11 protein-coding genes are annotated in these 15,308 nt (G+C 52.0%); all 11 read left to right on the forward strand.

The features are described 5' to 3' along the window. Positions 1–184 precede the first annotated feature (184 nt). The 11 genes from FOE74_RS00605 (at position 185) to FOE74_RS00655 (ending at position 15,013) form a co-directional block, all read left to right on the forward strand. Complete coding sequence (locus tag FOE74_RS00605; protein WP_149096671.1) at positions 185–1,885, forward strand: arylsulfatase; 1,701 nt, start codon at positions 185–187, stop codon at positions 1,883–1,885. A gap of 12 nt (positions 1,886–1,897) precedes the next feature. Then, entirely contained in the window at positions 1,898–2,791 is an 894-nt protein-coding gene (locus FOE74_RS00610) for a bile acid:sodium symporter family protein (RefSeq protein WP_149096672.1), read from the forward strand. Positions 2,792–2,853: 62 nt separating this feature from the next. Beyond that, positions 2,854–4,620, forward strand: coding sequence for a SulP family inorganic anion transporter (locus tag FOE74_RS00615; protein WP_149096673.1), 1,767 nt, complete (start codon positions 2,854–2,856; stop codon positions 4,618–4,620). 191 nt (positions 4,621–4,811) lie between these two features. Then, a complete protein-coding gene (locus FOE74_RS00620) occupies positions 4,812–6,584 on the forward strand; it encodes a SulP family inorganic anion transporter (protein WP_149096674.1) in 1,773 nt (590 codons plus the stop codon). A gap of 311 nt (positions 6,585–6,895) precedes the next feature. Then, complete coding sequence (locus FOE74_RS00625; protein ID WP_149096675.1) at positions 6,896–7,687, forward strand: SDR family oxidoreductase; 792 nt, start codon at positions 6,896–6,898, stop codon at positions 7,685–7,687. A 60-nt stretch (positions 7,688–7,747) separates the two neighbouring features. Further along, entirely contained in the window at positions 7,748–8,314 is a 567-nt protein-coding gene (locus FOE74_RS00630) for an NADPH-dependent FMN reductase (RefSeq protein ID WP_149096676.1), read from the forward strand. 157 nt (positions 8,315–8,471) lie between these two features. After that, positions 8,472–9,935, forward strand: coding sequence for an MFS transporter (locus tag FOE74_RS00635; RefSeq protein ID WP_149096677.1), 1,464 nt, complete (start codon positions 8,472–8,474; stop codon positions 9,933–9,935). A gap of 42 nt (positions 9,936–9,977) precedes the next feature. Continuing rightward, positions 9,978–11,138 carry a M20 aminoacylase family protein gene (locus tag FOE74_RS00640; RefSeq protein WP_149096678.1) on the forward strand — a complete coding sequence of 387 codons (1,161 nt, stop codon included), beginning with the start codon at positions 9,978–9,980 and terminating at the stop codon, positions 11,136–11,138. A 569-nt stretch (positions 11,139–11,707) separates the two neighbouring features. Further along, complete coding sequence (locus FOE74_RS00645) at positions 11,708–13,486, forward strand: SulP family inorganic anion transporter (protein ID WP_149096679.1); 1,779 nt, start codon at positions 11,708–11,710, stop codon at positions 13,484–13,486. Between the two features lie 135 nt (positions 13,487–13,621). Continuing rightward, a complete protein-coding gene (locus tag FOE74_RS00650; protein ID WP_225840583.1) occupies positions 13,622–14,158 on the forward strand; it encodes a peptidase dimerization domain-containing protein in 537 nt (178 codons plus the stop codon). Positions 14,159–14,368: 210 nt separating this feature from the next. Beyond that, positions 14,369–15,013: a trimeric intracellular cation channel family protein gene (locus FOE74_RS00655; protein ID WP_149096680.1), complete on the forward strand. Its 645-nt coding sequence runs from the start codon at positions 14,369–14,371 to the stop codon at positions 15,011–15,013. Positions 15,014–15,308 lie beyond the last annotated feature (295 nt).

A 15,308-nucleotide genomic window follows, 5' to 3' on the forward strand; every position in this document is an offset into this window, starting at 1 on the left:
TAGTATGCCTTTGTTTGAGACCATACATCAAAGGCATGAATTCTCAGAGGCATGAATTCATAGAAGAAAGGCAAAAACAGTAAATCCTATAGCGATTGGGTGAGGTCACCGGAGTATAAGGATGTAAGATCCGCTGATAAGAAAAAGGGGATTTCAATTTAAAGTTTAACTATACCTACTTCATATGAATAGTCAGCGGCAACTCAATTTCCTGCTCATAGTGGTAGATGACATGGGGTATTCAGATTGCCAACCGTTTGGTGGCGAAATCAGGACCCCACATATTCAGGAGTTGGCAGACCACGGTGTCCGGTTCCGGAATTTCCATACCTCCTCCCTTTGCGCCCCCACCCGGGCTATGTTACTATCAGGTTGTGATAACCATGACGCCGGATTGGGTAACATGCCCACCGCCCATGCCACCAACCAATACATGCAGCCCGGCTATGAAGGGTTCCTGAACAGCGACATCCAAACCATTCCTGAGATTTTAAAAGAAGCCGGGTACCATACCTACATGGCGGGTAAGTGGCATTTGGGCGAACAGAAAGGCCGGCGGCCCCATTCCCGGGGCTTTGAACGGACGTTTTCTTTCTTGGGCGGTGGCGCCAGCCACTTTAATGACCAAAGGCCCTTGAGCCCCTTTGAGCAGCCGCACACCAAATACTCTGAAGACGGGAAAACGGTCAAGAACCTGCCTGCCGATTTTTATTCCTCCAATTACTACACAGATAAAATGATACAATACGTGTCAGAGCAGGAGGACGATAATCCCTTTTTTGGCTATCTGGCCTTTACCGCCCCCCATGACCCCTTGCATGTACCAGATGAATGGCTAACTAAATACGAAGGCGTCTATGATGGTGGGTATGATATGATCCAGGAAAAACGCCTGCAACAGATGAAGAAGCTTGGCCTGATCCCCGATGAACTTACCCGCAACCAAGGTAGTGGCCTATTCCAAAAGTGGGAGGAGTTAACGGTCGAAGAACGCAGGGAGGCAGCCCGCAAAATGGAAATCTATGCCGCTATGATAGAAAACCTGGACTGGAATCTGGGGCGCCTGTTTGCCCATCTGAAAGAAAGAAACCAGTTTGATGACACCATTATCTTCTTTCTCTCTGACAACGGGGCCAACCCCAAAGATCCCACATTCTATACCCCCAATACCAAAGAATCGCTTGCGAAGGAATATGACAACCGCCTGGAGAACTACGGGAAGATCAATTCCTTTATTTCCATAGGCGGCGGCTGGGCAGAGACGGCCAACACCCCTTTGTCTTACTTTAAGGTAACCACCTATGAAGGAGGCACCCAAACGCCCCTCATTGTTTCCGGGCACCGGGTACATAGGCGGGGAGTGGTCACAGATGAAACGCTGCATGTCACCGACATTTTGCCCACCATTTTAGACTATGCCAATATATCTTATACGCCCGCGGAAAAAGGCCTGAAACCCCTCTATGGCACCTCCCTGAAACCTTATCTGCAGGAAGAAACAAAACAACACGTGCGAAACGCGTTTGATGTACTCTGTTTTGAGATAACTGAATGCAAAGCCGTGCTGAAAGGCGACTGGAAACTCATCTTCATGCCGCCCCCCTATGGGAAGGGCGACGAATGGCATCTATACAACCTGAAAGAAGACCTGAAGGAGGAAAACAATGTGGCCAGCCAGTTTCCTGAAAAATTCAAGGAGCTGAAAGCAGATTGGGAAGCCTACGCGCTTTCCGTTGGCTATATAGAATCCAACGGCGAGTCAGCGCTGCAGAAATTAGGGTTTGAGGAATTTTTCCGCTTCGGCCCAAGAAACCGGATGGGGAAAAATGTAAAGAAGAAGGGTGCCGGGTCAAAAAAAGCTGCGCCAACAGGCTTAGGCGATTAAACCTCTCAAAGTATGTTTGCCATCTTAATCAAGATATCAGGAATTGCCTTGCCGGTCTTTGTTTTCCTGACAATGCTCAACGTAGGCTTGACCCAAAAGCCGAGCGACATCCTGGTCTGCCTTAGAAACAAGAAGTTTGGGATACGCATGTTGATAGCCAACTTCATTTTAGCACCCGCTCTTATGTGGGGCATGCTGCAGCTCTTTCCCATTGACCCTTACCTTGGTGTGGGCCTTACTATATTCGGGATCAGCGCCGGCGCCCCTTTCCTGATTAAACTCACGCAGCTCTCAGAGCACGACCTGGAACTGGGGGCCAGTACCATGATCACCCTTATCCTTGGCACCATCATTCTAGTACCGCTTCTGTTGCCCCTGGTTCTGCCGGAAATAGAGATCGACGGCTTTATGCTGGCCTGGACCCTGGTGAAGCAGTTGATATTCCCCATGGTGCTGGGGTGGTTGCTTGTAAAGTTCCTGCCTAAGATAATGGAATTCGCCCAGCCCTGGGTAGCTAAAATAGGCAACTGGGCTTTATACCTCATGTTGTTTGCCACCTTAGTGGGCTACTTTCCAGAATTGAAAGAGATTATGGGGCAAGGGGCCCTGCTCATTGCCCTCGCCTATATTCTGGGTGCTTTCGGGATTGGGTACCTGATGGGAGGGCATGACAACGAAGACCATCTGGAGGACATAGGGGCCCTAGGTACGGCCCAGCGGAATACCGCCGCCAGCATGATCATTGCGGCTCAGAATTTCAGCGGGCACCCAGAGGTGCTGGTGTTGATTACGGTTGCCAACGCCCTGGGAATTGCCATGTTGATTGGGATTGCCAAATATTTATCAAAGGATAATAAAGTGGAAATCGTGTTTCCCAAAAGGAAACTGGTGCACCCAAATTCCTGACGGGCTTTCATCCTCCTTAAAGAAAGCAAGCAACAGCCTTACCAAATAAAGCTTTGTCTCGCATGCATTCAGAACCGGAAAATAGGAACCAGGAAGAGGAAGGGAAAACCCCGGAAGATACCCTTCCAGGAGAGGTGGAACTGCGGAAAACGGTAAAAGCCCTCATTCGCAAACTTCCATCAGGCTCTTCCCTCAAAGACGACGCCAACGCAGGGCTGACAGGCGCTATGAACAGGATCCCGGACGGCATGGCTTGCGGACTGTTGGCGGGGGTCAGCCCCATTATGGGCCTGTTTGCGGCCGTTTGGGGAAGCATTGTTGGCGGGGTCTTCAACAGCTCCAAGCTGATGATTATATCCACCACCAGTGCATCTGCTTTTCTGCTGTACCAGCTCTCCCAAACTTATCCGGAAGAGGTACGGCCGGACGCCCTGATTTTGCTGGTGTTGCTCTCCGGGGCCATCATGATTCTGATGGGCCTCTTGAAGCTGGGCAACCTGGTGCGGTTTGTTTCCTATTCCGTCATGATCGGTTTTTTAGCCGGCATCTCCATTCTCGCCATCTTAAGCCAGTTGCCCACTGTTTTTGGCTTTCCTGTGGAAGGCTCCAATAAGATTCTGCAAACGGTGGATCTGTTTAAGAACATCCACCTTACCAATTGGCATTCGTTAGTCCCAGGGGTGGTCACGATTCTCCTCATGCTACTGCTGCCTAGAACGCCCTTGGGCAACAAATCAGCCATCGTGGCCATTGCTCTGCCCTCTCTTTTCATTTTCTTCATGGGGTGGACCGACGTGGAGGTGGTGCGCAATGTGGGGGAAATCCCCTCTGGGTTGCCCCCGCTCCGGCTACCGGATTTTTCCCTGCTAGAGCCGACCCTTTTTAGCGGAGCACTTTCCCTGGCCTTGATTATCATAATTCAGGCGGCCGGGGTCAGCCAAAGCGTTCCCAATCCGGGGGGCTCCCGGTCCAACACCTCCAAGGACTTTATTAGCCAGGGCATCGCCAACTTATCCTCCGGTATTACCGGCGGCATAAGCGTAGGCGGTTCACTGGGTGCCACTTCTATCAACATCGTTTCGGGGGCCCGCAGCCGGTGGGCGGGGATTATTTCTGGCTTGTTGGTGCTGGCGCTGGTCTTGCTACTGCCCAATCTGGTGGGGCAGGTGGCCATGCCAGTGCTGGCCGCCGTCATGATCTTCGCCATGGCCAGCTCTTTGAAATTCAAGGAAAACAAACAGATATGGAATGCCGGGTGGGCCTCCCGAATCGGGCTTTTCTCTACCTTCCTGGTTACCCTGTTCCTGCCCATTCAAAATGCAGTCCTGACAGGCGTCCTTATTTCCTTTATCCTCTATTTTTTCACCTCGTCCCGCTTGGTAAAACTGCACCGAAGACAGCTTTTACAGGATGGCCGCTTTGAGGAAATAGACGTGCCCGCGGAGATAGAAAACAAGGAAGTCCACATTTTCGCAGTGGAAGGCGACCTGCATTTTGCCGGGGCCCGGATACTGGAGAACCAATGGCCGAAAATAACGCCGGAAACGAAGCATCCGGTCATTATTCTGGAACTGAGAGGCCGCAACAACATAGGGGCTACACTGACGGAAGTGCTGGAGAGTTTTTATGAAAGAATCAAAAAGGCCGATGGCCGGTTTTACATCACCGAACTAAGCAATGACAGTTATGATTCCTTCCGGACTCAGGCAGACACCGCGGTTTTAAGGGGAATCAAGATGAGGAAGAAAGAATCCGTTGTGGGGGAAAGTACCCTGCAAGCGGTTTCAGATGCACAGGAATGGCTTAGCAATGGCATGCCCGATGATTAGGATATCTATTTAACCTAAGTTCTGTTTTCTGGCCTGCTCTTCTTGCCACCGCTTATAGGTCACACTCGTTTCTGGCTCTTCTGAGGCAGTAATAACGGCTTAGCGGTCAAAGAAATTTACTACTCTCCCAAAGGATTACCAAGCATTCACCTGGATGGAAGCAGAACAGTACACCAAACCCTATCTTTCGCATGAAAACTTATCCAGAAAACAGCAACGGAGGGATTAAGGGAAAACCTGCGGAGGATACCTTGCCGGGCGAGGTGGAACTGAAGCATACGGTGGAAGTTGTCCGGGGCAAGAAACCGAAGGGCTCTTCCCTTAAAGACGATGCCAACGCGGGGCTGACAGTCGCTATGAACGAAATTCCGGACGGGATGGCGTGCGGGCTGTTGGCGGGGGTAAGCCCTATCATGGGCCTCTTCGCCTCCATTTGTGGCTGCTTAGTGGGGGGGATTTTCAACAGCTCCAAGCTGATGGTGGTTTCCACCACCAGCGCGGCCGCTTTTCTGCTGTACCAGCTCACGCAAACCTATCCGGAGGCGCAACGGCCAGACGCCCTGGTTTTGCTGGTGTTGCTCTCCGGGGGCATCATGATTCTAATGGGGCTCCTGAAGCTGGGCAACCTGGTGCGGTTCGTTTCCTATTCCGTCATGATTGGCTTCTTGGCCGGCATTTCCATCCTCACCATCTTAAGTCAGTTGCCTACCCTTTTTGCCATCCCTGCCGAAGGCTCCAACAAAGTACTGCAAACGGTGAACCTGGTCCAACAGATTGATCAGACCAACTGGCATGCCCTGGTCCCGGGCCTGGTAACCATTGTTTTCATGTTGCTGCTGCCTAAGACTCCTCTGGGCAATAAAGCGGCCATCGTGGCCATTGCGCTGCCCTCGCTTTTCGTATTCTTCATGAAGTGGACGGACGTGGAGGTGGTGAGCGACGTAGGGGAAATCCCTTCAGGGCTGCCTCCGCTCCAAATGCCCGACTTTTCCCTCTTGGAGCCGGCCCTTTTCAGCGGAGCTCTTTCTCTGGCTTTGATTACATTGATCCAGGCGGCCGGGGTCAGCCAGAGCGTGCCCAACCCGGATGGTTCCCGTTCCAACACCTCCAAGGACTTTATCAGCCAGGGCATCGCCAATCTTTCATCTTCCACCTTTGGCGGAATTGGCGTGGGGGGCTCACTGGGCTCTACTTCGTTGAACATCGTTTCGGAGGCTCGGAGCCGGTGGGCGGGAATTTTTGCGGGCGTGCTGGTGCTGGCACTGGTCTTGCTGCTGCCCGGCCTGGTAGGGCAGGTGGCCATGCCGGTGCTGGCCGCCGTGATGATTTTTGCCATGGCCAGTTCCCTGAAGATGGAGGAAAACAAACAGGTATGGAACGCCGGGTGGGCCTCCCGGATTGGCCTGGTCTGCACCTTTTTTATTACCTTATTTTTACCGGTGCAGTACGCCGTCTTGGTGGGGGTGCTCCTTTCCTTTATCCTTTATTTCTTCACGTCGTCAAGATTGGTGAAACTGCACAGAAGGCAGCTGTTGCAGGATGGCCTTTTTGAGGAGATTGACGTGCCCGCGGAGATAGAAAACAAGGCGGTCCATATTTTTGCGGTGGATGGCGACCTGCATTTTGCCGGGGCCCGGATGCTGGAAAACCAATGGCCAAAACTGGATCCCCAGTCCCAGCACCCGGTTATTATCCTGGAATTGAGAGGCCGCAACAACATAGGCGCCACACTCACAGAAGTGATTGAGAATTTCTATGAAAGAATCCAAAAGGCGCAAGGCCGGTTTTATATCACCGAGCTAGGTGAGAACAGTTATGATTCGTTTCGTGCCCAGGCCAACACCGCGGTTTTAAGGGGAATCCATATGAGAAAGAAAGAACCCATCATTGGGAAAAGTACCCGAATAGCAGTAGTAGAGGCCCAAGAATGGCTTGCCAGCGGCGCTCCTGTAGATTCAACTTGATAAAACCCACCTTTAAGCAGCCTCATTTTCAGCCCAAAGCCCCTCATTAAAACGGCAGCCGAGCAACCTGTACTCTGAATCATCGTTTTTATAATATGATCTAAGTGAGTACTTTTTGCATTTATCTAAAATAACTCTATCCCCTCAAGTTATTCAGTGCATCAGGGTTAAAGGCCAAGAAAAGGCAGGGAATTTTCCAAAACAGGTCAAAAAGACGATTCATTCTCCATTCTTAAAAAGACAGATACGGGTCCGCCACTGGCGGGGCAGGCATGCGGAGTTTCTGATTTGTGACTTAAAGTATCACCACCATGAAAAAGCTAGAAAACAAAGTGATCGCCATCACCGGGGCCGCTATGGGGCTGGGGTTGGCTACGGCAATAGAAGCGGCGCAACAAGGTGCCCAATTGGCGTTGGTTGACTACAATGAAAAAGCATTGGAGGAAGCGAAGCAATTCATTTTAAAAGACTACCCTGACACCAAGGTGACCACCGTGGTAGCCGATGTCTCAAAAGAGGAGGAAGTAAAAAAATACGTGGAGGAAACGGTGAAGGCCTTTGGCCGCATTGACGGCTTTTACAATAACGCCGGTATTGAAGGCAAGCAAGCCCCCATGACAGAGTATGATGTGGAGGTGTTCAAGAAAGTGATTGGCATTAACCTGATGGGGGTGTATTACGGCATGCGGTATATCCTTCCCATCATGCAAAAGCAGGAATACGGACGCATTGTGAACGTAGCGTCAGTGGGCGGTATCAGAGGCGTTATGAACCAAACCCCTTATGTCGCCAGCAAACATGCCGTTTCGGGTATGACCAAAAACGCGGCCTTGGAGTTTGGCAGGCACGGCATTACCACCAATGCCATTGCCCCAGGCGCCATTCTAACACCCATGGTGGCCGAAGCCTTCAAGCAGGTGAACCCAGATGATCCGCAGGCAGCAGAAACGGAATATGCCCAAGCCAACCCTACTAAACGCTTAGGGTTACCCGAGGAAGTGGCCAAAGTGGTGGTCTTTCTATTAAGTGAAGACGCGTCATATGTCAACGGGCAGACCATTGCCATTGACGGCGGCGAGTCCAATAGTTATGGCTTTGTGTAACAGGTACCACCTGGGCAAGAAATTGAAAAATGCACCCTAAACGAAACAGAACCCAAAAGCATGGAAACGTACAGAATTGCCGTATTTGTAGGAAGCCTTCGCAAAGAATCTTACAACCTGAAGACCGCGAAAGTGCTCATGGCCCTTGCCCCTGATTCCTTGTCACTGGACCTGGTCAGAATTGCAGACCTCCCCATGTTCAATGAAGACCTGGAAGACAATCCGCCGCAGGAATGGCTGGACCTCCGGGAGCAAATCCAGGCTGCTGATGGCCTTCTCTTCCTGACCCCAGAGTATAACCGTTCAGTACCCGGCGCCTTGAAGAACGCGCTTGATATTGGCTCCCGCCCTTATGGCAAGAATTCGTGGAACGGGAAACCAGGGGCAGTGGTGAGTGTTTCCATTGGGAACATCAGCGGATTTGGCGCCAACCATCACCTGCGCCAATCGCTGGTTTTTGTAAACGTACCCACCATGGCGCAGCCGGAAGCTTACTTAGGCGACGCCGCCGCTTTATTTGACGAGGCCGGTAACCTCACCAATGACTCTACCAAAGAGTTTCTGCGAACCTTTATGGAGGCCTACGGGAAGTGGGTTGCCACAAACGCAAAACAGCGGACCGCCTGAAACAGACAAAGTCTCAGGAACAGGTCTCCTGATTTCTAAAGACTGTGCAGGGCAGCCAACGCTTCTCGGAAGGAAAGACAGGAGGCAGCAACGCCGCGCTTTCCTGGCTTTGTGATGTTACCAAGTGACTCGCACCCCTTACTTAAATTAGCCTAGAATGAAGGCAGCACAGTACCAAGGGACCGACAAATTGCTGTTTGGGATTATCCTGGGTGTCCTGGCCTTTTGGCTGTTTGCCCAGACAATCTTGAACATTAATGTGGTGATGGCCAAAGACCTTCAGATGGAAACGGCCACCATGAGTATTGCGGTATCCATCACGGCCTTGTTCTCAGGGATTTTCACCGTGGTCATGGGCGGACTGGCTGATAGTTTAGGCAGGATGAAAATCATCAAGATAGGGTTTGTCTTCAGCATCATAGGTTCATTGCTTGTAGGCATTACGCCTGCGGGGGCAATGGCGGCGCCTGTGCTCATTACCGGACGCATCCTGCAAGGTTTGTCTGGAGCCTGCATTATGCCGGCAAGCCTGGCGATGCTGAAAGCTTATTGGGAAGGAGCGGCCCGCCAACGCGCCATAAGCTTTTGGTCCATGGGCACCTGGGGCGGCTCTGGTTTCTGTTCCCTCTTTGGGGGGTTAATGGCGGGAAATGTAGGATGGCGGTATATCTTCTTTGCCTCTGCACTTGTCTCACTTATTGGAATGTGGATGGTACGAGGTACCCCCGAAAGTAAGGCGCCGCCGTCAGGAGGTAAGAAGAAACGGGATGTGGCCGGCATTGTCACCTTTATGGTGGTGATGATTGCCCTCCAGGTATTGGTAACCCAGGGAAGCAACCTGGGTTGGACAAGTGCGGTATCCCTCCTTTTATTAGCCACGGTCATTGTATCTGGTATCGCCTTCTTTCGCATTGAGAAAGGCAAGGAGTCAGCGTTCATTGATTTCAAACTCTTCAAAAACGCCACCTATACTGGGGCCACTATATCCAACTTCCTGCTGAATGGCGTTGCTGGGATGCTGATTGTCTCCCTTATGCTGCTCCAGGTGGGAGGTGGCCTTTCTGCCCAAACGGCCGGCCTCCTCACCTTGGGTTACGCCATTTCCATTGTGGCTTTTATTCGCATAGGGGAAAAACTGCTGCAGCGTTTTGGCCCAAGAAAACCAATGCTCTGGGGCTGTATCATTGTCGGGGTTTCCATTTCCCTTCTCTTGCCTACCAACGTGATGACGGACACCTACAAGATCCTGGCCGTTATCGCCTATACCTTGTTTGGCGTGGGCCTGGCCTTTTATGCCACGCCTTCCACAGATGCAGCCCTATCCAACTTGCCAGAGGCGCAGACAGGGGCCGGTTCCGGTATTTATAAAATGGCGTCTTTTCTGGGCGCAGCATTCGGGGTGGCTATTTCCGCCGGGATTTTCGTGGGGCTCAGCTCCATTGATACGCCTAGCAGCATCCTTGATAAAGTCATCAGCTTCTCTGGCAGGCAAGACAATATCGCCATTCGACAGGCCGCTATGATAGCGCTTCTCTTTAACCTCTTCCTGGTCATAGTGGCCATTATTTCCATTATGAAAACGATACCAAAACAGGAGGAGGAATTACAGCGGTCTACCTAAAAATGCAGGCCAAAGGCACTCAAACTTCTTACATAAAAAGCCATGAAAACGACCATTCTGGAGGGCACTAAGGCTTTCCAACAGGAAATGAAACAGTGGATGGATCATATGCATCAAAATCCCGAATTGGCATTAGAGGAAAAGGCAACCGCTGAATATATAGCAGAAAAAGTAAAGTCCTTTGGTTTTGAGGTTGCTGAAGGTATAGGTAAAACAGGTATTGTGGCCTCCATGACCGTGGGAGAAAACAAAAAATCAATTGGCCTTCGGGCCGATTTTGATGCACTCCCCATCCAGGAAGTGAACAACCTGGATTACAAAAGCAAGGTGGAGGGCAAAGCGCACCTTTGTGGGCATGATGGCCATACCACCATGCTGCTAGGCGCCGCTAAATACCTATCCCAATCCAAAAACTTCAACGGCACGGTCCGGCTCATTTTCCAGCCCGCCGAGGAAACCATGCAAGGTGGCCCGGCCATGATACAGGATGGCTTGTTTGAAAAGTTTCCGGTGGACGCTGTCTACGGCATGCACAACATGCCGGGGCTAGAAATAGGCAAACTTTATTTCAGGGAAGGCAAAATGATGGCCGCTGTTGATAATTGGGAAATTGCGTTAACCGGAAAAGGAAGCCACGGTTCCATGCCCGAGTTGGGGATAGACCCAATTGTATGCGGGGCGTCGTTGGTAATGGCTTTGCAAACCATTGTCTCCCGCAATGTGTCGCCGTGGCAGAATTCAGTGGTTACAGTGGGTGCCTTCCTCTCCGGGAACGCCGGCAACGCGGTCCCTCAAGATGCCATATTACGCTTAAGCATCAGAAATATGGATGCTACCCTGCGGGAACAAGTGTTGGATAGGGTACGGTCTATTACCAAGGCACAAGCAGAGGCATTCAATTGCCAATATGAGATAAAGGAAGGTATTCCGGGAGCCGTGTTGGTAAATACCCCCGAAAATACGCATTGGGCGGCAAAGGTGGCCCGGGATGTTTTTGGGGAGGAAAAAGTGGTAGAGACACTGCATCCCTATATGGGCAGCGAGGACTTCGCCTTCATGCTCCAAAAAAAGCAGGGCACCTATTGCATGTTAGGCAACGGTGATACCCCTATGGTGCATCATCCGGAGTATATTTTCAACCAGGAAATTTTGCCAATTGGGGCAGCCTACTGGGTTGGTTTAACAGAGGCCTATTTGCAATAGATATGAAAAGGAAGCCCCTGTTCTCCGGGGCTAGTCTCTTGCTCAGAATAATTTGCTCTACATCAAAGGCCCCTGAATTGTGCCCCGGCACCAGCCGCCTGGTAGCTAGGAAGAAAATTACCAACCGCCAGACCAGGCCATAAACTCCTGTCTGCCAGCGGGCATTCTGCCTTAATGGGCAGTTTTCCTGCCAAGTAGCAAAAAGCCTTTCAAAGCGTTCCGCACCCACGTTGTTATAAACCCTTTTCCGTTAAACTTATTCCTTACGTTCTAAGCCATCGCTGACCTTGAGAGGAGAAGCCCTCACACCTTTGCGCAGCGGCACCTACCGTTTTTGGGTGAACAGCAGGAAGGCCTCCCCACCTGGAAAGGGACTGAAATGGACCAGAAACTTAATTGGACCTAACCCCTCTGCCCATCCCTGTTTTGGGGAAAAGACGAGACATCAGAATAAAGGCGGAAAAACAGAATAAAGAAACCAATCACCAGATGGGGAAAGCAGGGGAAGCGCCGGTCCTTTGCTCTTATTGGCCCCTCCACAGGGGCCTAATTTAAATCAGGTTTTGAGTATGGAAAATCCGACCGCTGAAGACAAGGCCACTACCCCAGATGATGAGTTTCACCTGCCCGGGCTCTCCGTTCTGCGCGATGCAGTGCAGAACGTGGCCATGAAGGTACCGCCCCGAAACAAACTCCAGCAGGATGGCATTGCCGGCATGACCACCGCCGTCAGCAGCCTGCCAGATGGCATGGCGAACGGCCTGTTAGCGGGTGTGAATCCCATTTACGGGCTGTATTCCTGCATTGCGGGCCCCGTGGTAGGCGGGCTTTTCTCCAGTACCCAGTTGATGATGATAACCGCCACCAGTGCTTCGGCCATCATGGCAGGACAGACCATCGCTGCTCTGCCTGCTGGGGAACGGGAGAAGGTATTCTTCCTGCTGGTGACCCTGATTGGCGTTTTTCAAGCGGTACTGGGGCTGTTGGGCCTGGGGCGCCTGACGCGGTTCGTCTCTTTCTCAGTGATGATTGGTTTCCTGACTGGCATCTCCGTTTTGCTCATCATGAGCCAATTGCCCACTGCTACCGGCTATGAGCCTCCCAAAGGGAACAGCCTTCTCCAAACGTATGAATTATTAAGGCATTTAGACCAGGTGCATCTGCCTACGGTGGCCATGGCGGCACTCACCCTGTTGCTGGCCATTATCCTGCAGAGGACTCCTCTTAAGAAATTTTTCGCCCTGATTGCCATTGCCATTCCTTCGCTGCTGGTCTTTATCTTCCAGCTGGAAGGGGTGAAGATAGTGCAGGACCTAGGCGATATCAGTGGCAGCACTCCCGGCTTTGCCGTGCCCTCTTTTTCTGAAATCAGTTTTGAGGTCATCACCGGGGCAGTGGCGGTGGCCCTCGTCATTCTCATTCAGGGGGCCGGGGTTAGCCAAAGCGTGCCCAACCGAGACGGGGCCGGAACCAGCACTTCCCGAGACTTCATCGCGCAGGGGGCCGCCAATATCACCTGCGGGTTCTTCCGGGGCTTGCCGGTAGGCGGGTCATTGGGTACCACGGCCATCAATGTGCTGGCCCGGGCGCAGACCAGATGGGCCTGTATTTTCTCTGGGCTTTCCATGGCTATTATGGTGTTAGGGTTGTCTGGCATAGTGGCCCATACCGCCATGCCTTCTTTGGGGGCCATGCTCATTTTGGCCGGTACCCGGAGCCTCAAACTCTCTGATATCGTTTCTACCTGGAATTCAGGCTGGAAATCATGGCCTTCTTTTCTGGCTGCGGGCGTCACGTTTGGCGCTACCCTGGTACTCCCCATCCCCACCGCGGTAGGAATAGGCGTGCTCCTTTCGGCCTTCCTGTTTGTCACGCGTACCTCCACAGAGATTACCCTGGTGGAGCTTAGAAAGCGCCCTGATGGGCATATAGAGGAACACAGCCCCCCTAAAACCCTGAAAGGAAACCAGGTAACGGTCCTGAATGTGTACGGCAACTTGTTCTACGCCGGGGCCAGAACCTTAGAGCATCTGTTACCCAAACCAGGAGCAGATATCCAGAACCCCGTGGTGATTCTGCGCCTGCGCGGCCGTACCAGCCTAGGCTCCACCCTGGTTTCTGTTCTGGCCAACTATGCCGCTCAATTGAAAGGCGCCAAGGGCAAACTCTACCTCACGGGAGTCAGCGAGCAAGTAAATCGGGAAATCATGCGTTCCCGCATGTTACGCATGAACGGGCCGGTAAAGGCATTTAAAGTAACCCCTGTTCTTGGAGCCTCTACCCATAACGCGGTGGTAGATGCCGAAGCCTGGCTGATAGAAGGCGAAGGAGGAACCCTTAAGCAGTAGGGCTATTTCCAGACCCTGAATAGAACATAGTCAACTCTCTTCCAATTCTTTATGAAGCCCTCTTATTTCCAGGCAGCTCGTACATACAGAAACGGGGCTGGCCTCTTGGCCCATTGGTTTACTAACTTTTAGGTGATGGAAATTCATCAGACTAAATCCTTTACGGTTGCCATGGACGGCTTTCTGGACCAGCTGCTTCCTGAACTGGAAGACATCTACAAAGACCTTTACCAGCACCCGGAGTTGTCTATGGAGAAATCGGCCAAGATGATTGGCCCCGTCACCATGGCGGTGACCACTACTTTGCGCCTGCAGACCATTGTCTCGCGGGAGGTGGCGCCCATAGAAAACGCCGTGCTCACGATTGGGTCTTTACAGGCGGGCACCGAAGAAAACATCATCTTGGAAGAGGCCACCCTGAACCTTAATATCCGCACGTTCAAGGAAGAGGTAGGGGATCAGATTCTCTCTGCCGTGAAACGCATCTGCTGCGCGGAATGTGCGGCTTCCAATGCCCCAGAGACCCTGAGTTTACGGAACTCTCCAGTTACCCGCCCACGGAGAATGATGTCCACGCGATGGCCAGAGTTTCATAAGCCTTTTCCGCCCAGTTTGGCGAAAAGGCTTATGAAACCAAACCCGCGTCTGGCAGCGAGGATTTCAGCCTTTTAGGCCGAAGCTGGAACGTGTCTTCTGGTTTGGGGGCGGTACTGACCCAGCCCTGTTCCAGGAAGCGAAAAAGAATAACCAGCTGAAAACCATTCCCAGTAACCATTCCCCTAACTTTGCACTGGTATTCCACCCAACCTTGAAAACCGGCCTGCCGCCCATGCTAACCGCCGCCGCTGTCTGGTTCAAGTAGGGTGCCTTAGCTGATGTAAAATGGAGAGACTACATTTCCTGTATTATGTGCTGGACCTGGCAGGTACGTTTGCCTTCGCCATCAGTGGAGCAACGGCTGCCCGGAAACGCAACCTGGATTTGTTCGGGATTTGCGCCCTTGCCTTTACCGTCGCCTGTGGCGGAGGGATTATCCGGGACCTGTGCATTGGGGCCATTCCTCCCGCCGGGTTAACGAACTGGCAATATCTGGCGGCCTCGCTCTTCGCTTCAGCGCTAACGGTCCATTTCTTTCCCCTGGTGCAGCGGCTCAAACGTCCTGTGTTATTTTTTGACTCGGTAGGCTTAGCCTTGTTTGCTGTGACCGGCGCAGAAAAAGCGCTGCACTTTGGCCATAATGGACAGGTAGCTGTTATGCTGGGGATTACCACGGCGGTAGGGGGCGGGGTGATCCGTGATGTTTTACTGAACCGGGTGCCCGTCATTATGGAGAAAGAGATTTATGCCTCAGCGGCTCTTCTGGGGGCGGTAGTGGTAGTGGTGGGCAATCAACTGCCTTGGGTAACCGCTAATTGGGCAGCGGTAACGGCGTTACTCTTATGTTTTACCTTGCGGATATTAGCCCTTTATTTCCACTGGAACCTGCCCACCCCAGGCAGCAGAAAAACCGACCAGGACTCTGATTAGCCAATTTGACCTACGGCAGCGGACTGGTCATTTTCAATTCTTTTGGCTTAGAAAGCGATGGAGTGGAAGCGGAAGTTTCGCTACCTGATTACATGGCTTTGGCCTTGCGTTAACAGGTGATTTTTTATACCTCTCCCTCTTCCGCCCGCGGACCGGAGACCGCCTTTTGGGACTCCTTTCCCAAAACCAAGCCTAAAGCAGAAAAGGCATTGCGACGTTACCCTGTAGTGCCGCAATGCCTTTTCAAAAAAGCCTTCATAGAACGAGTAGGACACAGCGCCTTTGCCAAAGGCGC

Source organism: Rufibacter glacialis (genome assembly GCF_008271745.1).
GTDB classification, from domain to species: domain Bacteria; phylum Bacteroidota; class Bacteroidia; order Cytophagales; family Hymenobacteraceae; genus Nibribacter; species Nibribacter glacialis.